The 23,176-nt window shown below is 62.2% G+C and carries 20 protein-coding genes and 1 pseudogene; 8 read left to right on the top strand and 13 right to left on the bottom strand.

The window, feature by feature from the left end; genetic code table 11:
• Positions 1-57: 57 nt before the first annotated feature.
• A complete protein-coding gene (locus tag ACTJKM_RS25025; RefSeq protein WP_058328883.1) occupies positions 58-1,077 on the bottom strand; it encodes an ABC transporter substrate-binding protein in 1,020 nt (339 codons plus the stop codon).
• A complete protein-coding gene (locus ACTJKM_RS25020) occupies positions 1,074-2,153 on the bottom strand; it encodes a LacI family DNA-binding transcriptional regulator (RefSeq protein WP_113512587.1) in 1,080 nt (359 codons plus the stop codon). The genes ACTJKM_RS25025 and ACTJKM_RS25020 overlap by 4 nt, the downstream gene beginning before the upstream one ends.
• A gap of 567 nt (positions 2,154-2,720) precedes the next feature.
• On the opposite strand from ACTJKM_RS25020, the gene ACTJKM_RS25015 reads away from it, so the two are divergent.
• From ACTJKM_RS25015 to ACTJKM_RS24990, 6 genes are all read left to right on the top strand, one after another.
• Positions 2,721-4,166, top strand: a complete 1,446-nt coding sequence (locus ACTJKM_RS25015; protein WP_156436993.1) for an ABC transporter substrate-binding protein — start codon at positions 2,721-2,723, stop codon at positions 4,164-4,166.
• A 315-nt stretch (positions 4,167-4,481) separates the two neighbouring features.
• Positions 4,482-5,447: an ABC transporter permease gene (locus tag ACTJKM_RS25010; RefSeq protein ID WP_058328886.1), complete on the top strand. Its 966-nt coding sequence runs from the start codon at positions 4,482-4,484 to the stop codon at positions 5,445-5,447.
• Positions 5,444-6,295, top strand: a complete 852-nt coding sequence (locus tag ACTJKM_RS25005) for an ABC transporter permease (protein WP_440661177.1) — start codon at positions 5,444-5,446, stop codon at positions 6,293-6,295. The genes ACTJKM_RS25010 and ACTJKM_RS25005 overlap by 4 nt, the downstream gene beginning before the upstream one ends.
• Positions 6,292-7,104: an ATP-binding cassette domain-containing protein gene (locus tag ACTJKM_RS25000; RefSeq protein WP_440661176.1), complete on the top strand. Its 813-nt coding sequence runs from the start codon at positions 6,292-6,294 to the stop codon at positions 7,102-7,104. Before ACTJKM_RS25005 ends, ACTJKM_RS25000 begins: the two co-directional genes overlap by 4 nt.
• On the top strand, positions 7,098-7,844 hold the full coding sequence (locus ACTJKM_RS24995; protein ID WP_058328889.1) for an ABC transporter ATP-binding protein: 747 nt from the start codon (positions 7,098-7,100) through the stop codon (positions 7,842-7,844). Before ACTJKM_RS25000 ends, ACTJKM_RS24995 begins: the two co-directional genes overlap by 7 nt.
• A 192-nt stretch (positions 7,845-8,036) precedes the next feature.
• Positions 8,037-8,744 (top strand): OmpW/AlkL family protein, encoded by a 708-nt coding sequence (locus ACTJKM_RS24990; RefSeq protein WP_113512595.1) that lies wholly within the window; start codon positions 8,037-8,039, stop codon positions 8,742-8,744.
• A 71-nt stretch (positions 8,745-8,815) separates the two neighbouring features.
• Here the strand turns inward: ACTJKM_RS24990 and ACTJKM_RS24985 are convergent, their stop codons facing one another.
• The 11 genes from ACTJKM_RS24985 to ACTJKM_RS24935 all read right to left on the bottom strand — a co-directional run bounded on the left by ACTJKM_RS24985 (position 8,816) and on the right by ACTJKM_RS24935 (position 22,059).
• A complete protein-coding gene (locus ACTJKM_RS24985) occupies positions 8,816-9,235 on the bottom strand; it encodes a CBS domain-containing protein (RefSeq protein ID WP_058328891.1) in 420 nt (139 codons plus the stop codon).
• A gap of 80 nt (positions 9,236-9,315) precedes the next feature.
• Complete coding sequence (locus ACTJKM_RS24980) at positions 9,316-11,481, bottom strand: glycoside hydrolase (protein ID WP_440637705.1); 2,166 nt, start codon at positions 11,479-11,481, stop codon at positions 9,316-9,318.
• Positions 11,481-12,479, bottom strand: a complete 999-nt coding sequence (locus tag ACTJKM_RS24975; RefSeq protein WP_440661175.1) for a glycosyltransferase — start codon at positions 12,477-12,479, stop codon at positions 11,481-11,483. The genes ACTJKM_RS24980 and ACTJKM_RS24975 overlap by 1 nt, the downstream gene beginning before the upstream one ends.
• Before the next feature lie 81 nt (positions 12,480-12,560).
• Positions 12,561-12,923, bottom strand: coding sequence for a VanZ family protein (locus ACTJKM_RS24970; RefSeq protein WP_440661173.1), 363 nt, complete (start codon positions 12,921-12,923; stop codon positions 12,561-12,563).
• Positions 12,924-13,062: 139 nt separating this feature from the next.
• Entirely contained in the window at positions 13,063-14,163 is a 1,101-nt protein-coding gene (locus tag ACTJKM_RS24965) for a glycosyltransferase family 4 protein (protein WP_440637736.1), read from the bottom strand.
• A 325-nt stretch (positions 14,164-14,488) separates the two neighbouring features.
• Positions 14,489-15,748: a glycosyltransferase family 4 protein gene (locus ACTJKM_RS24960; RefSeq protein ID WP_058328895.1), complete on the bottom strand. Its 1,260-nt coding sequence runs from the start codon at positions 15,746-15,748 to the stop codon at positions 14,489-14,491.
• 9 nt (positions 15,749-15,757) lie between these two features.
• Positions 15,758-16,519, bottom strand: a complete 762-nt coding sequence (locus tag ACTJKM_RS24955; protein ID WP_113512603.1) for a polysaccharide deacetylase family protein — start codon at positions 16,517-16,519, stop codon at positions 15,758-15,760.
• Positions 16,512-17,840 carry an O-antigen ligase family protein gene (locus ACTJKM_RS24950; protein WP_113512604.1) on the bottom strand — a complete coding sequence of 443 codons (1,329 nt, stop codon included), beginning with the start codon at positions 17,838-17,840 and terminating at the stop codon, positions 16,512-16,514. The genes ACTJKM_RS24955 and ACTJKM_RS24950 overlap by 8 nt, the downstream gene beginning before the upstream one ends.
• Positions 17,841-17,853: 13 nt before the next feature.
• Positions 17,854-19,470, bottom strand: coding sequence for a GumC family protein (locus ACTJKM_RS24945; RefSeq protein WP_113512606.1), 1,617 nt, complete (start codon positions 19,468-19,470; stop codon positions 17,854-17,856).
• Positions 19,471-19,598: 128 nt separating this feature from the next.
• Positions 19,599-20,747 (bottom strand): hypothetical protein, encoded by a 1,149-nt coding sequence (locus ACTJKM_RS24940; RefSeq protein ID WP_058328898.1) that lies wholly within the window; start codon positions 20,745-20,747, stop codon positions 19,599-19,601.
• The gene (locus ACTJKM_RS24935; protein WP_113512610.1) at positions 20,737-22,059 is read right to left on the bottom strand and encodes a lipopolysaccharide biosynthesis protein; all 1,323 of its coding nucleotides are present in this window, start codon (positions 22,057-22,059) and stop codon (positions 20,737-20,739) included. Before ACTJKM_RS24935 ends, ACTJKM_RS24940 begins: the two co-directional genes overlap by 11 nt.
• Positions 22,060-22,329: 270 nt before the next feature.
• Here ACTJKM_RS24935 and ACTJKM_RS24930 point away from each other — a divergent pair, with 270 nt between their 5' ends.
• Together ACTJKM_RS24930 and ACTJKM_RS24925 are read left to right on the top strand one after the other, a co-directional pair.
• The gene (locus tag ACTJKM_RS24930; RefSeq protein WP_082663677.1) at positions 22,330-22,983 is read left to right on the top strand and encodes a N5-glutamine methyltransferase family protein; all 654 of its coding nucleotides are present in this window, start codon (positions 22,330-22,332) and stop codon (positions 22,981-22,983) included.
• Positions 22,980-23,176, top strand: a pseudogene (locus ACTJKM_RS24925) (hypothetical protein); the annotation flags it as partial. The gene ACTJKM_RS24930 and the pseudogene ACTJKM_RS24925, both read left to right, overlap by 4 nt.

The raw sequence follows: 23,176 nt of genomic DNA, 5'->3' as shown, positions 1-23,176 counted from the left end.
AGGCGCGCAGCGTCCACCAGCCGACAGGGCCGGCCGGTGGAGTTCTAGTCGTTTGGCTTACTGGCCGACCTGCGCATTCCACTCCGACAGCCACGCTTCGCGGTTGTCGAGGGCGACGGCCGACGGGATCAGCTTCAGGTTCTTCACCGTCTCTTCGCCGTAGGTGAGATTTTCGGCGATCTCCGGCGAAACCTTGACGTCCTTGTTGGCCGGGCTGTCGACGAGCTTTTCGGCAAGCGCCGTCTGGATTTCGGTCGAGAGCCAGAAGTCCATGAACTCAAGCGCGAGATCCTGGTTCTTGCCACCCTTCGTCAGAACCATGACGTTCATGCCACCGGTCTGGCCTTCCTTCGGCGTTGCCCACTTGATCGGCAGGCCGAGCTTGGTGAAGCCTTCCCAGGAGAAGCGGCCGATCGGTGCGGCCCAGATCTCTTCCTGCTGCATCAACTGCACGAGCTGCGAAGACTTGACGTAGAAGGTGACGATCTCGTCCTTCTTGGCGCCGACGGCGGCGATCGCCTCCTTGAGATCCGGCGTGTTCTTGCCGATGGCTTCGCCGACCATGTAGAGCGCCGGCGGGCCCTGGTTGGTGGTGACGTTCGGGAAGGCGACGTGGCTGGCGTTCTTCTCGTCGAGAAGATCGGCCCAGGAGTTCACTTCCATCTTGTCCGAGCGATAAACGATCGAGGTTGCGTAGAAGGTGTAGCCGACGCTCATGCCGTCGCCGTTCGGATCCTTGGCGAGGTCGTAGAGCTTGTTGAAGTTCTGGAGCTTCGAGGTGTCGATCTTTTCGATCAGGTCAGCACGCGAAGCCGAGAGCGCGTCGGCCATCGAAACCACAGCCATGTCGACAACCGGGCTTGCCTTGTTGGCTTCCATCTTTGCCAGGCGCTCGACGCTGTTGCCGGTTTCGACCACCAGCTTGCATCCGCACTTCTGTTCAAACGGCGTATAGACCAGCTCCTTGAATGCGTCCTGGGCAAAGCCGTAGACGGAAATTGTGAGCGTCTTTTCCTGAGCAGACGCGGCAGGGGCGACGAGCAAGAGCGCGCTCGAGGCAAGCAGGAATTTCTTCATGGCTGGTGTCCTCCTTCGGTGACGGATGTGGCTGCGGTGGCAGTGGTATGAACGGGTTGAAGCACGGGCGGTGCGGCGGCCGATTGCCTGACGATGAGATGCATCGGCACTTTCGACTTCTCGGCCGTGACCGGTGCGCCGATCTGGGGATCGAACGGATCGCGCTCGCGTATCGCCTTGACGAGCGCGGCAACGGCAATCGCGGCAATCTCGGTCATGTCCATGCGGGCCGTGGTCAGTGCCGGCGTGATGACCGGCGACCAGATCAGGTCGTCGAAACCGGTGACACTCGCCTTCTCCGGCACTTTGATGCCGGCGCGCTGCAGTTCGGTCAGCGCCCTGAGTGCATGGAGATCGGAAATGCAGGCAAAGGCGGTGTAACCCTCCGCCACCTTTTCGGCGAGCCCGAGCGGACAGCCCTTGCCGGAAACTCTTTCCAGTGGCTCGATCCAGAGCGTATCTGTGTGACAGCCCTCGCCGAAGACCGAACGGATACCGCCGGCGCGGTCGTTCTGCACATTGGAGGCGGGGTTGTTGCCGATGATCAGCACACGGCGGTGACCGAGCGCCTTCAGATGCGCGGCGATCTGCTGGCCGCCGCCCCAATGGTCGGCGGCAACCGTATTGCCGGGTGTCGAGGGGGTATCGATGACGGCGACGGGACAACCGACATCGGCAATGCGAGTGCCGCGCCGCGGCACAATCACCAGGCCGTCGACATCGCGGTCGATTAGCCGCTCGATCGCCTTGGTCTGGGTCGAGACGTCACCGCGCGAGTCCGCGATCAGCACGCCGTAGCCGGCCGACGAGGCAGCAAGCTCGATCGCCTGGGCGATCTGCGGGAAGAGCGGATTGGCAATATCGGGAAGAACGAGGCCGAGAACACCGGTGCGTCCGGTGCGCAGCGCCCTCCCCGCCTGGCTCGGCACATAACCGAGCTCTGCAGCGGTCGCGCGGATCTTTTCCACCATTTCGACCGACACGCGGCCCTTGCCGGAGAGCGCGTTCGAAACCGTGGCCGCGGACACGCCGAGCGTTCTGGCAATCCTCGTCAGTTTTGGTCCGGAACGCGCCAAATCAGTGGTTTCCGCTATCGCGTGATTAAACGATTAATCATGCGATATATCAGAATCTCCTGGGTGTCGAATCCTTTTGTCGACTCGTTTCATTTTGCAATTTTCGAGGGAACATGGTCGTGAATAACAATCGACGCCCCCTTATTTCAAGCCGGCAATCCTGCATCAAGCTTATGGAGAAGACCGTTCAAGAATCAGAGTTTGGGGGCGGCGCCAATTCGCCGGACCAAGCAGGTCCGTGAAGGTTCCCTGATATATCTCGATAGTGCGCCGGACGACGGAAGGCCGAAATACGCGTATGCCCCATCCGCCACGGCCGCGGGTACAATTTTCAACTTCGAGGGACAAAAGAAACCAATTTTCCCACTAAATTACTAGGGAATAAGTATGATGCATCGCAATCATCCGGTGCGTACATTCGGGTGACGACGCGATCCGCGTGACAGGCACAATGCAGGAGTTTGGGACATGACTGGCACTATCATCGGCTTTAGCAAGACCGCGGGGCAAGCCCGCCGCGCACGAGGGGCAACTCTGGCTGCCGCCACACTGGCGCTCGCTCTGTCGATGAGCACAGCCGTCTTCGCCGAGGACGCCAAGTTTGACCCCAACGCCTCGATCACGATCGGCTCGCTCTATGAGCCGCAGAACCTCGATAACACCGCCGGCGCCGGCCAGGGTATCAACGAAGCCTTCAACGGCAATGTCTACGAGGCGCTGTTTACGTTGACTGATGCCGGTGACGTGCAGCCGGGTCTCGTTGCCGAGCAGAGCGTCAGCGAAGATGGCCTTACCCATACCTTCAAGCTTCGCCCCGGCGTTACCTTCCATTCCGGCGATCCGCTCACCGCAGCCGACGTGAAGTACAGCATCGAGCGCGTGACCGCCGAGCAATCCAAGAGTTCGCGCAAGAAGAGTCTCGCGACGATCAGCGCGATCGAGACCCCCGATGATCAGACGGTCGTCGTCAAGCTGTCGGCGCGCTCGATCTCGCTTCCCTACAATCTGAGCTATGTCTGGATCGTCAACGACGCGGCGAAGGACCTGAACGCGAGCGAAGACGGCACCGGCCCCTATCGCCTCGACGAATGGCGCCGCGGCTCGTCGCTGGCGCTGACCCGCAACGACAAATACTGGGGCACCGCTCCCACCAACAGCGAAGTCGTCTTCCAGTACTTCACCGATGCGACCGCGCTCAACAATGCGCTTCTGACCGGCGCCGTCGACATCATCACCAGCGTCCAGAGCCCGGATTCGATCGCCCAGTTCAAGGACAATCCCGACTTCACCGTCACGGCAGGCCAGTCGACCACAAAGGAACTGCTTGCCTTCAACGATCGCGTCGCCCCCTTCGACAATGTGAAGGTTCGCAAGGCGATTGCACGCGCGATCGACGACAAGAAGCTGCTGACCTCGATCTGGGGCGAATACGGCACGCTGATCGGCTCTTTCGTGCCGCCGACGGATCCGTGGTACGTGGATCTGACCGCCGTCGACGCCTATGACGTCGAAAGTGCCAAGGCGCTGCTGAAGGAAGCGGGCTTTGCCGATGGCTTCACGTTCAAGCTCGACACGCCGAACTACGATCCGCATCCGATCGTCGCGCAGTTCATCCAGAGCGAACTCGCCAAGGTCAACATCAAGGTCGAGATCAACGTGATCACCGCCAACGAGTGGTACACGAAGGTCTACAAGGCACATGATTTCCAGGCGACGCTGCAGGAGCACGTCAACCACCGCGATATCGTCTTTTACGGCAATCCGGACTTCTACTGGGGTTACAACAACCCCAAGGTCGTCGACCTGATCAAGGCCTCGGAAGCCGCCGCCAACACCGACGAGCAGACCGCCAAGCTCAAGCAAGCCAACACGATCATCGCCGAGGATGCTGCCAGCAACTGGCTCTACCTCTATCCACAGATCGTCGTTTCGAGCTCGGCCGTGACCGGCTACCCGGTGAATGGTCTGAACTCGCAGTTCTTTGCCAACGGCATCAAGAAGAGCGAGCAGTAAGCGAAACGACTTCCGCTATTCGCGGCACTGGAGCATCCGTCCTCAAGCGGAAGCACTTGAGGCCGGATGCTCTATAACCAAGTGCCAGAGCGTCCTTTGTGCGTTCATATGAACGCACGGCGCTCTGAGAGCCCCTGGATCGGATCCAGGGGCTTTTGCGTTTCGCGATCGTGGTTGGCTCTGTCCGCGCCGTTTCGGCCAGGCCACGCACAGGTCCCGCTAAAGTAAGGCCTTCGCTCTAGCCTCCCTCTCTGTTTTGATGCAAAAGCCAACTTCTCTGATCACGGCACCCCGTGAGAAGAAAGGAATGCAACCATTCTCACCTATCTCGTCCGCCGTTTGGCCATCCTCATCCTGTCGCTGCTGATCGCGGCGGTGGTGCTGTTCGTGCTGTTGCGCCTGCTCCCGGGCGACCCGGCCAATGCGCTTCTGTCCGTCGGCGCCGATGCCGCGCAGATCGAAAAGGCCCGCGAACAGGTCGGTTCGAACCTGCCGCTCTGGCAGCAGTTCCTTCGTTTTGCCGGCAGCCTCGCCCGCTTCGATCTCGGCACGTCCTTCGTCAGTGGCAAGCCCGTGATCGAGGAGATCGCCGCGCGGCTGACGGTCACCGTACCGCTGGCGCTGATGGGCTTCCTGCTTTCCATTCTGATTGCCGTGCCGCTCGGCATCCTCTCCGCCGTCAAGGCCGACCGCTGGTATGGCGGATTGATCTCGACGGTCTCGCAGTTCGGCATCGCCATTCCGGTCTTCTGGGTCGGCATCCTGCTCGTCACTATCTTTGCCGTCACCTTCCGCCTGTTTCCCTCCGGTGGCTTCCCCCGCCGCGGCTGGCAGAATGAGGGACAGGTGCTCTATGCGCTGGCACTCCCTGTTCTGACGATCGGGCTCGTCATGGGCGCATCGCTGCTGCGCTACGTGCGTTCGGCGACACAGGATGTTCTCGGCAGCGATTACCTGCGCACCGCGCGCGCCCTTGGCGCCAGTTTTCCGGAAGCCCTCATCCGCCACGGCATCCGCAACGGCGCCGTGCCGATCGTCTCCATTCTCGGCATCGAGCTTGCGACGACCCTGCTCGGCGCCGTCGTCATCGAGCGTGTCTTCGCGCTGCCGGGTCTCGGTTCGATGCTGCTGCTCGCGATCGAGCAGCGTGACTATCCCAACGTCCAGGGCGTGCTGTTCATCTCGACGCTGCTGGTGCTGCTGATCGGCTTTGCCGCCGATCTTACCCAGCGGCTGATCGATCCGCGCCTGCGCGAACGCGCCGTCGGAGGCAGTGCATGAGCCCGGTCGAAGCATCCGTTTCCACGCGGAAGCGTCGACACTCGCTGGCACTCACCGTCGGGCTCGCACTCGTCGGCATCAATCTGCTCGTCGCCCTGCTCACGCTGTTCTGGACGCCGTACGATCCTTTGAATGCCTCCGGCGGCCGGCTGGAAGCGCCATCGCTCCTACATTGGCTCGGGACCGACCGGCTGGGGCGTGACCTGCTCACGCAACTGATGATCGGCGCGCGCACCGCGCTGCTCGTCGGCACCGGTGCGGTGGCGATCGGCGCGACGATCGGCGTCAGTCTCGGCGTTCTCGCCGCTTTTGCAACACGCCTTGCCGACGACGTGATGGCCGCGACGCTCGATATCCTGATCGCCTTCCCGACCCTGCTTCTAGCAATGCTGGTGGTCGCGGCAAGCGACAGCGCCAGCCTCTGGACGGCGATCCTGGCGCTCGGGCTTGCAATCTCCGCCATCGTTGCGCGGCTGACCCGCATCCTTGCCAAACGGGTACTTCGCCAGGACTATATCGTCGCCTCGCGAACATCGGGAACCTCTTGGGCGGGCGTCGTCCTTCGCCACGTGCTTCCCAATATCTGGCCGACGCTCTCGGTCAATTTCGCTTTGCAGTTCGGCCTTGCCGTCATCGCCGAGGCGTCGCTCTCCTATCTCGGCCTCGGCGCACCGCCGCCAAACGCTTCCTGGGGACGGCTGCTGCAGGAAGCGCAGGGGACCGTCTATACGGCGCCGATCGGCGCGATCGCTCCCGGCATCGCACTGGTCGCCCTTGTCATCGGCATGAACCTTCTCGCCGACGGCCTGCGCGACATCGCCGATCCGACACGCGCGAGATCGCGATGACAGCGCTTCTCAACATCCAGGGCCTCAACATTCGCACCGGCGACAAGCCGCTGGTATCCGATCTCTCCTTCTCGATCCGATCCGGCGAGCGCATCGGCCTGATCGGCGAGTCCGGTTCCGGCAAGTCGATGACCGCCATGGCAGCGACCGGCCTGCTGCCCCCGTCGATCAGCGTCACCGGCTCGATCGAGCTTGACAGCCAGCAGGTGGTCGGCGCCACCGACAGGGTCATGAACCGTCTGCGCGGCGCTGCCGCCGCCGTCGTCTTTCAGGAGCCGCTGACAGCACTCGACCCGCTGATGAAGATCGGCCGGCAGATCGCCGAACCGGTTCGCCGCCGACTGGAGCTGGAGAGCGGCAAGGCATCGAAGGATGCCGTCAGCCGTGAAGTCCGCGACCTCATCGACAAGGTGACGCTGCCGCAGCCGGAACGCATCATCAACTCCTATCCGCACGAAGTGTCGGGCGGCCAGCGCCAGCGCGTCGCCATCGCCATGGCGCTCGCCTGCCGCCCGAAGCTCTTGATTGCCGACGAGCCGACGACCGCGCTCGACGTCACGACGCAGGCAGAAATCCTCAAGCTACTGGACCAGTTGGTGCGCGAGACCGGCATGGCGCTTTTGTTCATCAGCCACGACCTGCCCGTCGTTGCCCAGGTGGTGGAACGCGTGATCGTGCTGAAGAACGGCGTTGCTGTCGAGGAAGGGCCCGTCAAGACGGTCTTCGGCAACCCGCAAGACGACTACACCAAAACCCTAGTTGAGGCCGCCCGCCTGTTCGACGAAGCGCTCGGGGCAACCGGATCATGATGCTCGATCTTCAAAACGTCAGCTTCGGCTATTCCCGGGAGCAGACCACGCTCAACGACGTCTCGCTGTCTGTCCGCGCCGGTGTCAGCGTCGGCCTCGTCGGCGAATCCGGCTCCGGCAAGACGACGCTTCTGCGGCTGATGCTCGGGCTCATTCGCCCGACCAGCGGCATCATCCGCTTCGGCGAGGAGAGCCTCGATACTGGCAACAGTGCCTTCATGCAGCGCTATCGACGCGCGGTGCAGCCGGTCTTCCAGGATCCCTATTCGTCCCTCGACCCGCGCCAGCGGGTGATCGACATCATCGGCGAGCCGCTCAGGTCGTTGCGGATCCCGGGCGATCGCACGCAGACGGTCGCCGAAGCGCTCGAAGCGGTAGGCCTGCCGCTTGACGCGATGCGCCGCTATCCGCACGAATTCTCGGGCGGCCAGCGCCAGCGCATCGCTATTGCCCGTGCGATCGTCGCCCGTCCGCAGATCGTGCTCGCCGACGAAGCGGTCAGTGCGCTCGATCTTTCGACCCGCATCCGCATCGTCGAGCTCTTTAAGACGCTTTCGGAAAAGCTGACGCTGGTGTTCGTCTCCCACGATCTCGGCGTCGTCGCAGCACTTTGTGAGGAAATGGTCATCCTGGAGCGCGGCAAAGTGGTCGAAAGCGGCAAGACCCGCGACATTTTGGCTGCACCCAAGCACCCCTATACGCAGCGGCTGCTTGCCAGCATTCCGCGCATGCCGGCCTGACAAGGGATTGAACGAAGTTCGTGGGTTCAGACGAATCCGCCTTTATCCCCAAGGACTTGGTGATTCGTGGCCGCATTGATCCAGGACAACCCCTGAGACGCACATCTTGAGCATAGTGCCGCCGGCCGCAGATACCCTGTGGCCGAACGCCCTGACCGGCGATGTTCAATTTCTTCTGGGGGTCCGGAAATCATGCCTACTCGCGCCATCTTGCCATCTGCCGTCTTCTTTGCCGTACTCGCGGCGCCGCTCGCGATCGCGACGGCGGCAGATCTCTCCGAGCCGAGCGCGGTCGCGGCACCGGAAATGCCCCTCGCCAGCGAGCCCGGCCCATGGATGATCCGTGCCCGCGCGCTGGCCGTCCTGCCCGACGACAAAGCCTCGCTCTCCCTGAACGGCGCAGCACTTGACGGCGAAAAGGTCGGCGTCAGCAATTCCGTCGTGCCGGAACTGGACATCACCTACTTCTTCACCGACAACATCGCGGCTGAACTGGTCCTCGGCACGACGCCGCACACGGCGCGCGGCAGCGGCTCGATCGCCGGCCTCGGCGAAATCGGTAAGGCATGGCTTCTGCCGCCGACGCTGACATTGCAGTACCACTTCAATGTCACCGACGAGATCAAGCCCTATGTCGGCGCCGGCGTGAACTACACGGTGTTCTACAACGAGAAGCCCCGCGGTGATTTCTCGAGCTTCAACATGAAGAACACCTTCGGCGTGGCGCTGCAGGCGGGCGTCGACATCAAGCTCGACGACCATTGGGGTCTGAACTTCGACGTCAAGAAGTTGTTCCTTGAGCCTGAGGTCAACGCAACGCTGCCTGGCGCCGGCGCGGTCAGCGGCAAGGTCAAGCTCGACCCGTGGCTGATCGGCACCGGTATCAGCTACCGGTTCTGATCCACCTCGCATCGATCCATCGAGACCGTTTGCGGCGCCTTTCACGGCGCCGCAATTGTAACAGTTGGAGCTCAGAGGTGATGGGCGGTGACCGCCCGCGCGAGTTCACCCGACAACTGCCTGCTGCTGGCATGGGATATGTCGCCCAGTGACAGCATGCCGACCATGCGCTTGTCCTCGTCGATTACAGGCAGACGCCGGACCTGTTTCGCTTCCATCAGGTGGACGGCGTGTTCGATCGTCTCACCGGTGCGGCAGTAAACAATATCCCTGGTCATCAAGTCGCGTGCCGTCATCGAAGCGGGATCGCGCCCATTGGCAAAGGCACGCAAGGCGATGTCGCGATCCGTGACCATGCCGATCAGGCGGTCGTTTTCGCCGACGGGCAAGGCGCCGATGTCCTCATCCCGCATGATGCGCGCGATCGTCTTGATATCTGTTTCGGGAGAGATCCAGCGAGCGCCGGGATGCATGGCTTCCGATATTCTCATCGTATCCTCCTGTGCTTGAAAGCGGCGGAGAATAAGCTGACATCGTGGCCATTCATTGATCCACTGGCGACAGACGATTTCTATTGCAGCTCGAGAAGGAAATAGGTCGTCGGACCGGAGGGAACGTCGTTTGAGAGACGGAAGGCCACCGCGCCCTTCCCCTTCAAGACGGGCGCATGCGCAGTCCCATCGAGACCAACAGGCGAAACGCTCCAGCTCGGAACGCTTCGATCCATCGAAATGTCCACATAGCCTTCCCGGATCAGGACAGGCAAACGCCCGAAATCCTCGATCACCTTCTCTTCGGTGTCGCGAAATGTCATGCCGGTGTTCTGCGCATCGGTCGCAAAGATCAAGAGGAAGCGGCGGCTCTTGCTCAGAGATGCTTCGCCATCGAGCGCCGAGACGGCGACGAGCCCATTGCCATCGGCCCCTTCGATGCGCAGGACGCCGAGATCGATAGGCGCCCGCAACGACGAGAAGGCTGCGGCTTCGGTTGCGGTCGTTGCAACGCGCAATTGCCCGGCAAAGCGGTTCAGCACGATCTCGCCTGTGCTGCTCTGATAGATGCCGGCATCGATATTCGTGCCATTGTCCCGCGGAAGCGCGCCGCCTTGGCGCAGGCTTTCGAGGAGCGCTTCGCTGCTTTGCTGGCGTGGTTGCAGTACGGCCGGTGTTTTGCCGAGATCCTTTCCATCCTCAAGTCCAATCCGCCCGATGAGTGCAAGATCCGTCAGATGCTCCGGTTCCCGCGCCTGCATGTCGTCGGAGAGATCCTCTTCACCACGCACGGCAAACGGAACGGTTACGTCCGATGTCGCAACGTCCCCGCGGCGGTAAAGCAGCGCTGCCAGCGTCTCGCCGGCTCGCGCAACAGGATCGAGCGCGATCGCATAGGGAAGCATTGCCTTCTTGTGTGCGAAGGGCTCGCCATAGGTAAGAACGATCGGGCCGTGACCATGGCGGCAAAGCGCGTCCCAACCTTGCAGTGCCGCATAGGCCGGCATCGCCAGCCCCGCCTCGTAGCGGTAGCGGTTCCAGAAGAGATGATCGTACTCGCTGACCACGAAGGGCCTGCCGAGCCAGCGCGCTGCGGCGATCATCCGGATATAGTTCACCCCGTCGGCAATCGAGCTCGCCTGGGTGGTTTTGCTGCCCGGCGCGTAGCCGCTGACCCAGTCGTGATAGGTATTCATGGTCACGGCTTCGAGGTCGCGTCGGCTGAGCGACGCCTGGACCGTCGGCCAATTGTTGTAGTTGCTGATCAGGCCGCGGTAGCCAAGCCCGCGCAGCACCTCGCTCATACGTGCAGTTGTGGCCCGTTCCGTCTCGATGAAGAAAGCCTGCAGTTCCCGCAGACGCGCGCTGTCGCCGTAGCGGTCTGCGGGAAGCTCGACCGATCTCGCCTCGATCATCTCATCGGAGCGAAGATCGGGCCAAGCCTTGGCCAAAGCTTCGGTGGAACCATAGCGTTTCGCCAGCCAGTTGTTGAACGGCTTGGCGAGCAACGGATCGTAAGGCGCTTTTCCCGGCCGATCGTGCACGACAGTGTCGAACTCCATCCCGTTCTCGTTGGCGAGAATGACGACAGCCAGGGCATCGTCGCGGATGGGCGCGACGCCCGTATAGGGGTTCACGCGCGCAAGGATCGTTTCCTGCATGCGCTTCCAGTGCTCGAACGCCCGGTCATCCACAAACAGGTCGAGCTTGAGGTTTCCTCCATTGTCCCAACGGTCGTCAAAGCCGCCATAGACGCCGCGCGGCGACGAGAGGCCGTCAATCATCCAGTAGATGCCGTTGCGCTTCAGCGCCGCCAGCAGATAGTGAATGCGGTCAAGTGTCTCGGGGTCGTAGTCGAAATCCCGGTCACGGCCGAACATCAGGCTTGCATCGACGAAATGCAGTCGAGAGAGATTGTAGCCATGCATCGCCAACTGCCGGGCGTAGCGGTCGGCCGTTTCGTGATCGGGGAATCCTCCAGAAGCCGGGCTCCAGGCAAGCGAAGCGCAGAGCATCCTTTCAGGTTTTTCGGGTGAGCTCGCGAACGCGAGCCGGCCATTGGCGCCTGCGACCATGCGACGATCCGCATCGATCGTCCCGTTCGGCAGGAAAGACGAGAAGTCGAGCGGACTGCCTGTCCGCAGTTCGAGCGAGACTTCGCGCACCGGAAGCCACTGATCGGATGCGCGCATGGGCGAACCGAATGCGAGAAGCATTGCCGCAACAGCGAACAGCCGACGCCCCATCACGCCGGGGCTCCGAGCAGCTTGCTCTCGATCGGCGCATCGGGCTTCCGGCGCGCCCGGAAGAAGCCGACCGGCAGGGCGGCCGCATGGAAGAACCAGGCGACGACGGTGTAGAGCCCCATGCTGATGCCTCCCTTGCGCAGGCTCATGAGCCCGACGACGCCGGCGAGGATCGCAAGGACCACGCCGAGCGCGAGCGCCCTGTTGGGCATGAAAAGCAGCATGCCGAGCGAAACCGCCCACCAGAGATAGACCAGCGCCCAGAGCTTGAGCTCCGGCAGCTCCCTGATGAGCTGCAGGAAATAGGGCCGGCCAAGCGATGCGCGCAGCAGCTCGCCAATGCCGAACAGATATTTGCTCTTCCAACGGCGGACGAGCAGCCGGTAGGAATTGTCCGTGTGGCCAAAATGCTGGACGAAGCGACGGTCGAGACGATGCAGCTTCCAGCCGGCACTGCGCAGCCGGATACCGAGGTCGAACTCCTCGTAGCCATGGAGATTGCGATCGGAGAGATAACCGACCGCCTGGATCGCCGAGCGGCGATACAGGCCGCCGCCGTTCATGCGGTCGATTGCGCCGATGCGGTTCTCCGGCGCATTGCGCGTGACCCGCCGGGCGAATTCGAGGTTGGAGGTCAGCATCTCCTGCACATGACCGGTGACGCCGCCGACCTTAGGATTGTCGGCCAGGAACGCCTCGGCAACCTCAAGGAAATCGCTGTCCAGAAGCATGTCGCCATCGAGCAGGCAGACGTGGTCGTGGCGGGAATACTGGAAACCGAGCTGCGGACCGATCCCGCAACTTGGAAGCGCCGGCGGGCTGATCTGGGCGATGACGACCGGATAGAGGGAGGCAATCTCTATGGTTCTATCGGAGGAACCGCTATCGGCGACGATGACCTCACCGCCGACCGTCTTGAGCGCGACAAGCGCACTCTCGATGTTCGCGGCGATGCGCTTTTCTTCGTTCAGCGTCTTGATGATGACGGATACTGCCACGCATTCCCCCCATATCAGCAGCGCGTCGACAACCGCGCCTAAGTCGCCGGCGATCTTACCCGCGATATTTTGCGTTTTGGTTTACCGCCCCAGCAAGCGCAGAAATGGCAACCGATAGCGAAAGAGGAACCAGCCGCCGAAGACGCCGCAGGCACCACCGAGAAGCTTGACGGAGACATCCGCCGCCCGCGCATGGCGATCCGCCGAAATCATCTGCAAAAGTTCGAAGCCGATCGCGGCGGCAAGCACGAGAACCAAGACACGCACGAGGTGCTTCGGATAGGCGATCGCGAACAGCAGCCCCAGCAGGCCGAAAGCGCCGAACCGCTCGAGATGGACGAGATGCCCGATGCGGGGACGCAATTCGAGGGGAGACATCGTCGAATAGGCGATCACGGCAAAAAGGAGCCATGCGAAAAGGCCGGCGGCGCGTTTGAGGTTCATTGTCAGCTTGTCTTCCAGGCGGCGTGCAAGGCACGGCAATCGTCGAACGGACCACGACAGCGACCGCCTGCCCATCCAAACGTGCAAGGCGCGCTGTCGTACTTGATTGGCGAAGACACGGGCAGACGCGAACGTCGGCCTATTTCGCCAGCAATGCGCTATACACCGAAGCAGTCTTTTGCGCCACGTTTGTCCAACTGTAGGTAGCTTCCGCGTGGGCCGCGCGCTCCCGCACGTCGTCATCGCTGAGTGGCGCAGCAAGCTTTGCGGTGATGCCGGCTGCAAGCGCATCGATATCGCCCAGCGGAAAGTACTCGTCGGGCGCAAGGTCCAGTTCCCGGTTGGGAATGATATCGCTTGCCAGCAAGGGCAGGCCGTAGGCCATCGCCTCCAGCAGCGCGATCGGCATGCCCTCATGGCTTGAAGGCAGCACGAACAGGGCGGCATTGGCGAAGAGTTCTGCCAGTCTATCGCCGGACTGGAATCCGGTAAGCACCACCCCCGGCACCTCGGAGGCGAGGGTTCTCATCTCTCGGACATAGGGCGTCTCGAACTCCGCGTCGCCGACGATGACGAGCCGGACATCCGTCAGCCTACATTTCGCGAAGGCCCTGATGAGATCGAGCTGCCGCTTCTCCGGAACCAATCGTGCGGCGAGCAGGATGTAGCGTCGCGGCGCCAGGCCAAATTCACGCAGGATACCGGCGTTGCCGGAGGGCAGCGTAATCGCGACACCATTTGGGACCAGCGTCATCGACACATGGTGGCGCGCGCGCATGGTTTGGACGATATCCTGCGATATCGCCACGCGCCCGTTCGAGAACCGCATGCCGAAGAACTCGCCGAGCTTGAGCGTGCGCCTGGCAAAGGCGCCCCACTTCTGCCGGTCGTAGTCGTAGCCATGATGGGTGACGACAACCTTCAGTCCGAAAACGCGTGCAAGCGGCGTCATCAATGCCGGGCCGATGGCGTGGATATGCAATACGTCCGGCCGCCGCCAGGCGGCAAGACATACGCCGAGGAACGTGTGAACCAGCGCCTCCAGCGCCATGCGGCGCGGCGACCAGAGAGGGATGACCTCGACCCCGTTCCAGGCGTAGCAGTCGCTTTCCTGAAGATAGCGCCGACGCCCGACGACCTCGACATCCCAGCCGTAGCCCAGGAGTTTGCTGGCGAGCATTTCAACGTGTTTCTCGACACCGCCTTGGACGTTCGGAATACCGCGCAAGCCCAGCATCATCACGCGCTTGCGCTCGCCTCTGGCGGCAACAGCGCCACTCTGGACGGCCGCAGCCCGCTGCCTCCCAGACAGAGCCGCGCCGCGCCGGGGCATCTGCGCCCGTCCCTCGGACAGCCCGGATTGTGCCATCTCCTGTGCAATCACCGGCTGCTGGCGGTGACTTCGCGAGACATCAGAGTTACTGCTCATGCGTCGCCTCGAAAGTTGTCCGTACCGCATTTCACGGCAAAATACTTATCAACCAAGTAAATATTTCATTGACCACTTATATAACTGACCAGAAACCGTACGGCGAGCCCACTTTACTACAAATTGCGCGCGACGGTTAACGGCGCCGGCCCTCCCCCGCCCCGAGCGATGCATAGAGGTCCAGGGTTCTGTCGCGATAGGCGGCAGCCGAGAATTCACTGGCGACCCAGCGCCGGCCCGATGCCCCCCTGGCCGCACGTTCGGAGGAAGGCAGCGCCGCCATCCCCGTCAGTGCGCGCGCGAGATCGTCAGCATCACCGGGTTTTGCCGTCATCCCGGTCTCACCTTCCCGGATCATTTCGGGAATACCGCCGATCGATGCGCCGATGACGGGTCGTCCCAACGCATAGGCTTCAAGCACGCTGATCGGTGCGTTCTCGTACCATTCAGACGGCAGGACCAGGGCGCGTGCTTCCCCAATCAGACGGTGCAGGGCCTGACCCGAGAGATAACCGGCGAATGTGACATCGGCCCCCGTCTGCTCGACGAGCGCGCGAAGCATCGCTTCCTCGGGCCCGGTTCCGGCAATCACCAGGCGCTGGCGCGACGATGCCGCCGCTCGTATCAACGTCTCCAACCCCTTCTCCGGCGCCAGACGTCCGGCGAAGACGAAATAGTCGCCCTCTGTCCATTGGTCGGAATAGTCCTCGACGTCGACGAAGTTCGGAATGTGGACCATGCGCTCACGCGGCCATCCCCACTCGACCAGCTTGCCGACATAGAACTTGCTTGGCACGACGATGCGGTCCACCTGGTTGCGGTAGAGACCGAGAGCGCGGTGCACCAGGGTTTCCGCAAGCACCACCGCGCTCAGCGTCACCTCTCCCTTGATGCAGCGGTGGCGCAACACGTTGTAGACGTGCCCGCCGCGACAGTCCTCGCAGACGGCGCCTTCGCGCAGCATCTTGTAGGAGGGACAGGCAAGCTTCAGATCGTGCGCCGTCATGACGACGGGGATGCCGGCTTGCTTCAGCGTCGAGAAGATCGCTGGCGACAGATGATGGTAAACATTGTGCGCATGGGCGATCGAGGGCCGGGCACTCCGGATCAGCCGGTCGATGTTGCGCTGCGCCTCGCGCGAATAGATCACGCTCGCCGCCTGCACGACCTTGCGCAGCAGATTGGTGCGCCGGCCGTATTCGATCTCGGAGACGAAATAGTCGGACCATGGCGAAGGCTCATTGTCCTCATGCTCCATGGCAAAGGGCACCACGTCCCAGCCGATGTCGCCGAACATCTTCATATGGTCGAAGAAAACCGCTTCGGCGCCGCCGCGGCGATAGAAGTAGTTATTGATGGCGAGCAGCCTGTTGTTGCCGTTTCGTTGGCCAGACATGGCGCTCTCCTACCAGCCAAGCCTGTCGAGCACCCGCTCGACGGGCAGGACCACGCATCCCTTCCCGACCGCGTATTCGACGAGGCGTTCGAAGGTCTCCGGCGTGCAGCCATAGGGCGTCGGACGCGCGGCGATGTCGTGGGTAAAAAACACGAGCCAGCCGGGGCGGGCGACCACATCGTCGATCCAACCACTCAGTGCGCGCGCATCCGCTTCCGGCTGACGGATCTCCACTGCCTTGAGCATCAACGGGTCGACGGTGGTGCGATTGATGCTTTCGCCAGCGGCGCGGCAGGTGCGGTAACGCCGCCCCAGTTCCCGGCGCGACAGCGGCCAGGCGGCATTGTAGGGAAAGGCGAAATTCGTCGCTACCGACCCGACACCGCTGCGCTTCAGATAATCGGCATTGCGGTCGAGATCCCGAGCAAGACCAGCAGCACCCAGGCGCCTGATCTTGCTATGTGAAAAGGTATGGCAGCCGACTTCGTGGCCGCGGTCGGCCAGATCGGCGCATCCCTCCGCTGAGATCAGAGTGCGATCAACCTCGACGCGATCGGCCAATCCGCCAGCGATGTAGAATGTCCCCCGTGCACCGTGGCGTTCGAGGATCGCAGCCCCATTATGAAGCGCAGTATCCGGCACGTCATCGAAGGTGAAGGAAACGAGCGGCACATCGGTCACAACGTCGCGCGGCTTGGCCGCGAAGCGCCAGATCAACCGGTTGGCGACGCGATCGACAAGGCCGTCGACGGTTTGCAGGAGATCAGGCATAGACGGCTCCGGATTTAACCTGCTGCGGGGCCACCGAAAGAACCGCGCGCGATTGTAGGTGCAGGCCGTAAAGGGAAAAGAGGAAGGTGAACCATAAGAGGTTGCCGCCCTCGAAAAACAGGCTCTCGAGGCCGGCATTGAAGATCGTGTAGAGCCAGACGCGGATGTAAAGCCGGGTCAGATGCGAATGCTCCACGGCCGGTGCCAGGCGCGCGATGTTGCGGAGAGGCAGAACCAAAAGCCAGATCACCGTCAGCAACAATCCGGGAAAACCCGTCGTTAGGGCGATGTCGAGATAGGAGTTGTGACCATTTGCGGCCGCCACAGCCCAGGTCTCGATCGAGCCACCGCTGTTGACCAGTTCCGACGTCTGCCAGAAAGCCTTGAAGCCGTAGCCGGTGATCGGTTGTTCGGCGAGCGCCGTGAAGGCGAAGCGCCAGATATCGGCGCGGTTGGTAAAGGTCGCATCGATGCCAAGCTCGGTGACGAAGTCGCTGAGTGGCTTGAACACCGCGGAGCCGACGGCGAAGAGATTGAACAGACCGACCCCGCCGATAACGATCGGGATACGCAGGTAGCGCAACCGCTCGAAAACCCAGGCAAGCAGCACAATCGCCGGCAGCATGGCGGTCGAAGTCTTGCCGCCCGTGTGGAGCAGGAAGTTGAACGATAGAACGACGATAACCAGCCCGGCCAGTCGTGACCAGACGTTCATGACGAAAAGGCCAAAGAAGGCGGCAATCACCATGGCCGCCGCAGCGCTGTTCTTGTGGGGGAAATGACCACGCCAAAGGCCGGCGTTCATCGGTTCGCGCAGTTCGGAGGCCTGGTGGATTGCAAGCGTCGGCTTGAAGAGAATCCCGTAATAGGCGACCGACAGCATGAACAGGGTGCCGATACCGAGCATCTTGGCGAAATGTCGCTCCGAAGCCGGCAGCAGCAGGTAAATGCTCGCGTTGATCGTCACCATGACGGCGAGCACGGTCCCCTTGATGCCAAACATCGGATAGGCCGATATGGCCGAGACGAACAGGAACCAGATGTAGAGCACGGCCAACAATGGCCGCGGCTGTAGGATGATGCGCCGCATCGGATGCGCCAGCCCATAGGCGAACATGCCCGCAAAGAGTGCAAGCGATACGATCTGGTTCAAGCGATTGGAATTGCCGGCCGAAGGATCCAACACCGCCGCCCCGGTTAGATCGATAAAGGGCGTGGTTGTTATCCAGAAAAACAGGAACGTCGCCATGAAGAGCACGGTTCCTATACGGATGCGGAGCAGGTCCGCCGGGCTCTCCTCACGATAGACGGCGCTCGTCATGCCGTCCCCTCTCTCAGGCCACTGCGGGCCGGCGTCCGCGCAGGAAACGCCAGAGCCCCAGCGTTAGGGCCAGGCCGATACCAAGTGCGAGACCGAAAATCGCGCCGCCCGCGAGCAGGATCAATGTCCGCGGCGGCCAGCTCCGCGCATTCGGCGGCAAAGCGCGCGAGATGACGCGGACATTGGTCGTGTCGATCTGCTGGCGCTCGGTGATCTGCTGGGCGCGCGCCAGGTGGGTCTCGTAGATGGTGGCCTTGGCGCGGGCATCTCTCTCGAGATCCCGAAGTTGCACCTGAGCCTCGTTGTCGGAAAATACATTCGACTTCTCGTCGCTCGCCTTGGCCCGCAAGGCGGCAAATGCCTGCTGCTCACGATCCGTATCTGCCTTGGCGCGATCGAGGATCCGGCGCGCTTCGTCGGTCATTGCCCCTTCCAGCGTCGCGCGCTCGGAGCGGGCATTGACGAGACGCGGATGGCGCTCACCATAGGTGCGCTGCATCGAGGCGATCTGCTGTTGCAGCACGTTATATTGCTCGCGCAGGTTCGTCATGTTGACGGATTCGAACTCCGAGGCGCTCGCGGTTCGGCCCTGAGCGATGGCATCGTTCATCTGCCGGTAGCGCGTATCCGCCTGGATGAAGCGCTGCTGGGCGTCGAGAACCTGGGTATTGAGTTCGTTCGAAAGCTGATTGCTGACGAGCTGGCCGTCGTTGGTCGACTGCAGACCATTCTTGCGGCGGAAATCCTCGACGGCGCGTTCAGCCTCGGTGACATTGTGGCGCAATTCGTCGAGGCGCGCATTGAGGTTCTGGGCAACACGGCCAGCGCTCTCGGCGGCAGATTGAAACAGCTCCTGCTCAAAGGCCGCGACGATCGCGTTGGACAGCGTCACCGCCTTCGCCGCCTCTTCGCTCCACACCTTCATCACCACGACGAAGGAACGCTCCTCGCGCCGGGCTTCGACGCGCTCCGACAGCGCCCGCATCGCGGCAAGCGCATTTCCTGCCTGCTGCTCCGCCTTCGTCGAAAAGAGGCTCTTCAGTGAATCGAAGGCCGAGGGCTTCACGAACTCCGGATCCTCGGCAAGGCGCAACTGGTCGATCACGCGCGACAGCACGTTGCGCGATGTGAGAATGCGAAGCTTGCTTTCGACTTCCAGCAACTGCGCATCGCGCTGCGGGTTGGAGGTGAAAACGTCGTCGCTGACGACATTCAGGTTGGAGGGGTCGACAACGATGTCGGTGTAGACATTGTAGCGCGGCGTCGCCGTCATCGCATAGGCAAGCGCGGCGGCCACACAGAGCATCACTGCGACGACGACCCAGAGGAGCCCGTCGCGCAGCCAGCCGATGATATCATCGACGCCGACGTTGCCGAGGTCGTTCAATCCGGGGAGATACCTGTCGCGACGCACCGGTGGGGGTGACACAGCCGCCTTGACCTGGCGCCTTGGGACTTCCGAGGGCTCGTCGGGTTGCAACCGCGAATTTGCGAGCTTCTCGGCCACCTGCTCCGCTTCCGGCAAGTCAGACGACAGCAGATCGAGCAACGACCCTCTCGCGGCCGGTGCACGCTGATCGTGCGCCGGCTGGCTGGGCCCCCGTTTTTCGGCCTCGTCCGGCCTGTACATAAGCATCCCTCACGCACGCCCATCAAGACGCGAAGATCGTGACCCCGCGAGCCGCCTTCTATCGCAGAATTAAGGTTCTAGGGTGAATATTCCGTTAAACGGCAGGGATTGCCACTTAACGCACGGCGTCAGAAGTCGGTCAGCAACCGGCTCCAGCTCTCGGACGCCAGTCCGCCGACATAGATATCGTTGCGCTGGGCGGCATCCTTGAGATCCGCGTGCCGGGTCACCATGCAGAAGTAGCCGCGATGATGGAAGGAGAGCCATCTCTGGCGAGAGATCGCGTTCATCAGGAAAGGCTGCGCGCTGCCGGTGGCAAGCGCGTAGCCCTCCGCATCAAGCGAATGGAACATTTGCGCGGTGACGTCGAACTCACGGCCGGCCTCGCAGACGATGTTGAGCACCGTCGCCGTCTCACCGGCCTTGCCGAAATAGAGATAGGCGCCGATCACGCGCCCGCGCTCATCCACGATCTCCCGGCTCAGGAGTTCACCCAGCGTGTTGTTCAAACCGGCGACGGCCGTCAGCCAGTCGAATTCACTGCGGGACCAGACGGGTCTGACCGCAAAGCGCTTAAGCATCGGCTCGGCGCACTCGACAAAAGCCGCGAGGTCGATGGCACGCGTTGTGCAACCGGCTGCGGCATCCGGCTTCGTCCTGGGGCGACGGCGGCGCAAAATTCGATCGGCGACCGTGAGTGGGCCGATGACAACGCGCGATCGAAGGAGCGGCGCCTGTCGGCCAATCGTCAGAGCCCAGGCTTTGAGCGGCCGAAAGGAACGGCGCCAATCGAGGCTCTGTATCGGAAGTACGACGCCCCCGCCTGCCACCCAGTGGTCCGCACTGACCGGCGACGAATTGTCCGAGAAGCACATATCCTGTTTGGCGGCGCGCATGGCGCGGGCAAGGCAGGCTGCGCCGACTGCACCGGCCTTGCCTTCGGACATGAAGGCGCAAAGCAGTTTCGCTACCGTATGTCGGCCATTGACCGTGAACTCCATCGGCAGCGCCAGTATGGCGCTGCCGATGCCGCCGGTCCCATCGTCATAGACGATGCTACCGTTTTCCGGGGAATAAAGCGGGCTGCCGAAGAAGGTGGTCTCGAGATACCGCTGAAGCTCTTCGCTCGCCGCCGGTTGGCGCTTGCGAAAGATCCGGGTGAACATGCTGCTGACGACGGGAATATCCCGCGGCTCCATGGCCCGGACGTTGCCCAGGCGCGGCACTTCCCGGCCGAGCGGCCTTGCTGCCTGGATGTTTTCGGCCTCAAGCTTCATGGGCCATCCTCGTCGCCAGAGACGCGCCGCCAGCGGCCTGCTCCCGATCATTCCGCACGAAGCGCAAGAAGACGGTCCAGGACACGAAGACCATCGCAATTTCGATGACATAGAAGGAGACGAACGTTCCGGTCGGCGGCGCATACCAGGTGGCCCAGGCCGTAAGCGCGGCGCCGAGCACGCTGCCGAGGCCCATGACCGAGGCGCGCGCCGGATGGTGACCCGATGCGCCGAGCGCCTCCATTGCAACCGTCCACATGGCAAGCGGCACCACGACCCAGCAGAGGATGCGGACGAAGGAAACGAGCGACACGTAATCCTTGCCGAAAAGATAAGGCAGGACTGGCGCGAGTACAAAGACCGCAATAGCGGCGGCGATACTGATCAACGTGGCGGCAATTAGCACCTTGCGCACACGTTCGAACGCATGGTGCAGCCCGGTTGCAGTCGCTTTCGCGGAGCCGGGATAGATCAACCGGTTCAGCGCTTCGACCGACAGATAGCTGCTCTCCAGCATACGCCGCGCGACACTGTAGCTCGACATGACCTCGGCAGTCGCCACCAGGCTCAAAACCAAGAGGTCAGCATTCTGCCTGACGGCACGCAGGATGAACGGGATGCTGAAATAGAGCCCCAGCGGCAGCTCTTCACGGACGATGCCATAGGTCGGACGCCCCAGCACCTTGACGGCACGTAAGCAACCGACAGCCACGAGCACATGACAGATGAACTGCCACACCGCCCAGGAGGCGACCGTCGCAACTCCGAACGCGATACAGGCGAGCGCGGCAGCAATGGTGCGCGCCACGGCAAAGCCGACGACGACCTTGTTTGCCGAGGCAAAATTCGAATGCGCGAGGAAGATCTGCTCCGCCAGCACGATGATGCGAACGAAGACGATGTTGGTGATGAGCATAAGCGTGATCAACGCGACATTGGTCGCGGGATCCGGTGACAACGTGAAGAAGAATGGCAGGACGGCAGCGCCAAGCAGAACCAGGATCACGCCGCTCACGGCGGTCAGCAGAATATTGTGCCCGAGCATGCGCGCGTACATGCTGCGATCGCGCGCCACGCGGCGCACCAGGCACTCCATCGCGCCAAGACCGCACAGGTGCACTGCGATGTTGGCGACAGCGGTAATTGCGACGAAAATGCTGAACTCATGCACGCCGAGCCAGCGCGCCAGGATAGCAAACGTCAGAAGCTGGGCGGCGGACCCGATGACGAGGCTACCGCCGGATGCAGCATAGGACATGATCATCGAGAGGAACGGTCTGTGCGCGCGTTCCTTCACACCTTCCGAAGCCATTCCGATCTGCCTTTGACACCAACCAGCCGTTCATTGCGCAAAAGCGCACTCAATGACAGCGAGCAATCGCCTTTGATCGCTGCGCAAGGTAGCAGGTAGAGATGATTGCGCGGTTAACACATGCGCCGCAATTGCATTTGAGCTTCATTTACCCGATTACAATAGTCTGCAGCACTGCGCGTTTACAGATTTATCCAGGAACAATTCGACCGAGGACATGAGGGGGTGACCGTGCCGCACAACGACAATCATATCCGTCTGCATCGCTTCATGGGCGTGGAGCTTGAACTGGCACCCGACGTTCTCGTCCCGCGCGAGGAAACGGAGCTCCTCGGAAGAAAAGCCGTGTCGATCCTCGCGGATGGCCCTTCGGCACCGACCGTCATCGACATGTGCTGCGGCTCTGGAAATCTCGCACTCGGTATCGCCAACGATGTCCCGTCTGCCCGCGTCTGGGGCGCCGACCTCACGGACAGCACCGTTGCGCTGGCGCGCCGCAACGTCGACCGGCTCGAGACCGGCGCACGCGTTTCCATCCGGCAGGGGGATCTCTTCGCCGCCTTCGAAGGCGATAATCTCGAAGGCGCGGTCGATATGATCGTTTGCAATCCGCCTTACATCTCGACCGGACGGCTGGAGGGAGACCGGGCGCACCTGCTTGAAAGCGAGCCGCGCGAAGCCTTTGATGGCGGCCCCTACGGCATATCCATTCACCAGCGCCTGATCCGCGACGCCGTGGCCTTTCTGAAGCCGGGTGGCTGGCTGCTCTTCGAGTTTGGCGAGGGCCAGGATCGACAGGCGGCCGCCCTCCTATCGCGCATCAAGACCTATGAGCCTGTGACGTTCGCAACCGACCGCGACGGCAAGCCGCGCGTCGCAATCGTCAGGAAAATCGACGACCGGGACGGAAGCTTACCCAAATGAGCGAAATCCGTTCGCTTGAACGCGCGGACATCCCAGCGATCGCAGGCATGTTCCAGCGGGTGTTCCGCAACGACCAGAGCACGCCGCCGTCGGCACTTGCCGGTTACATGCAGCAGCTTTACCTCGATGCGCCCGGCTGCGATCCGCAGATACGCCCGCTCGTGCACGTGAACGACAAGGGCATCATTTCCGG

Source organism: Ensifer sp. 22460 (assembly GCF_052044935.1).
Classification (GTDB): domain Bacteria; phylum Pseudomonadota; class Alphaproteobacteria; order Rhizobiales; family Rhizobiaceae; genus Ensifer.
The sequence above is the reverse complement of the archived record's forward strand: the minus strand, read 5'-3'. Positions and strand labels throughout refer to the sequence as shown.

Bases quoted from the DNA above. Each gene is read 5' to 3' on its own strand.
- ACTJKM_RS24990 (WP_113512595.1), top strand. From the start codon at position 8,037: ATGCCTACTCGCGCCATCTTGCCATCTGCCGTCTTCTTTGCCGTACTC.
- ACTJKM_RS25025 (WP_058328883.1), bottom strand. From the start codon at position 1,077: ATGAAGAAATTCCTGCTTGCCTCGAGCGCGCTCTTGCTCGTCGCCCCT.
- ACTJKM_RS24970 (WP_440661173.1), bottom strand. From the start codon at position 12,923: ATGAACCTCAAACGCGCCGCCGGCCTTTTCGCATGGCTCCTTTTTGCC.
- ACTJKM_RS25005 (WP_440661177.1), top strand. From the start codon at position 5,444: ATGAGCCCGGTCGAAGCATCCGTTTCCACGCGGAAGCGTCGACACTCG.
- ACTJKM_RS24935 (WP_113512610.1), bottom strand. From the start codon at position 22,059: ATGGCTTCGGAAGGTGTGAAGGAACGCGCGCACAGACCGTTCCTCTCG.
- ACTJKM_RS25000 (WP_440661176.1), top strand. From the start codon at position 6,292: ATGACAGCGCTTCTCAACATCCAGGGCCTCAACATTCGCACCGGCGAC.
- ACTJKM_RS24930 (WP_082663677.1), top strand. From the start codon at position 22,330: ATGGGCGTGGAGCTTGAACTGGCACCCGACGTTCTCGTCCCGCGCGAG.
- ACTJKM_RS24980 (WP_440637705.1), bottom strand. From the start codon at position 11,481: ATGGGGCGTCGGCTGTTCGCTGTTGCGGCAATGCTTCTCGCATTCGGT.
- ACTJKM_RS24950 (WP_113512604.1), bottom strand. From the start codon at position 17,840: ATGACGAGCGCCGTCTATCGTGAGGAGAGCCCGGCGGACCTGCTCCGC.
- ACTJKM_RS24940 (WP_058328898.1), bottom strand. From the start codon at position 20,747: ATGAAGCTTGAGGCCGAAAACATCCAGGCAGCAAGGCCGCTCGGCCGG.
- ACTJKM_RS24960 (WP_058328895.1), bottom strand. From the start codon at position 15,748: ATGTCTGGCCAACGAAACGGCAACAACAGGCTGCTCGCCATCAATAAC.
- ACTJKM_RS24965 (WP_440637736.1), bottom strand. From the start codon at position 14,163: ATGATGCTGGGCTTGCGCGGTATTCCGAACGTCCAAGGCGGTGTCGAG.
- ACTJKM_RS24985 (WP_058328891.1), bottom strand. From the start codon at position 9,235: ATGAGAATATCGGAAGCCATGCATCCCGGCGCTCGCTGGATCTCTCCC.
- ACTJKM_RS24955 (WP_113512603.1), bottom strand. From the start codon at position 16,519: ATGCCTGATCTCCTGCAAACCGTCGACGGCCTTGTCGATCGCGTCGCC.
- ACTJKM_RS24945 (WP_113512606.1), bottom strand. From the start codon at position 19,470: ATGTACAGGCCGGACGAGGCCGAAAAACGGGGGCCCAGCCAGCCGGCG.
- ACTJKM_RS25015 (WP_156436993.1), top strand. From the start codon at position 2,721: ATGAGCACAGCCGTCTTCGCCGAGGACGCCAAGTTTGACCCCAACGCC.